The organism is Salinimicrobium oceani (genome assembly GCF_012037645.1).
This window is the reverse complement of record NZ_JAAVJR010000403.1, coordinates 1-514: the sequence shown is the minus strand read 5'-3', so window position 1 is coordinate 514 and position 514 is coordinate 1. Positions and strand designations below refer to the sequence as shown.

Sequence of the window (514 nt, the reverse complement as noted above, 5' to 3'; positions counted from 1 at the left end):
AATATCTGGAACTCGGAAAAAAGGGAGATATCAATTACGTGCAGATCTTTGAGAACAAAGGAGATGTTATGGGATGTAGCAACCCTCATCCACACGGTCAGATCTGGTCCCAGTTTTCGATTCCAACAGAAATACTAAAGAAGACCAGACACCAAAAAGATTATTGGGACAATAACAAATCAGGCTTGCTAACACAATACATCCAGCAAGAGCTGGAACTTCAAGAGAGATTACTTTTGCAAAACGAGCATTTTGTGTCTCTGGTTCCCTATTGGGCAGTATGGCCTTATGAGGTGATGATCGTTCCAAAAAAACAGCTTCAACATATCGGACAGCTCAGTGAAGAGGAAGAACGTGCTTTTGCAGAGATCATTAAAAAGCAAACCATTATGTATGATAACCTTTTCAATATCTCCTTTCCATATTCTTCGGGAATTCATCAAGCGCCCACCGACGGCAATGAATATCCCGAATGGCATTTTCACATGTCCTTCTACCCACCCTTATTACGCTC

1 protein-coding gene is annotated in these 514 nt (G+C 41.4%); it reads left to right on the top strand.

The window, feature by feature from the left end:
• Positions 1-514 (top strand): galactose-1-phosphate uridylyltransferase (gene galT / locus HC175_RS17405; RefSeq protein WP_168139563.1); only part of this gene is annotated, 514 nt, incomplete at both ends.